Source organism: Mesorhizobium sp. WSM4814, assembly GCF_055811595.1.
In genome coordinates, this window is the sequence record NZ_JBVVQT010000090.1 from 1 (window position 1) to 272 (window position 272).

Sequence of the window (272 nt, forward strand, 5' to 3'; positions counted from 1 at the left end):
GTGCTGACGAACGAAACGATGCTCTCGGTGTTCGGCTGCGCGCTGCGGATCAACCAGGTACCGTCAGACGGCACGCCCTTCGTGCTCGCCCACAGCGCCGTTTCGCGCTCCTGAGCACAGCGCGAGCGGAACTTTTGATCGCCCGGCACTTTTCCGGCATGATCTGGGTCAATGCCGAGCGATATCATTCATGCAACGGACGGTGGTGACCCTCGTGCGAAACAGGCGGGCTTGTGCGCGCCCCAGCCAATGGAGACAGCCATGAGCTATTC

General features: G+C 61.8%; 1 pseudogene. It reads left to right on the forward strand.

Going from position 1 to position 272, the window contains the following annotated elements:
• Nucleotides 1–114, forward strand: a pseudogene (locus AC0L2V_RS32290) (heme ABC transporter ATP-binding protein); the annotation flags it as partial.
• Nucleotides 115–272 lie beyond the last annotated feature (158 nt).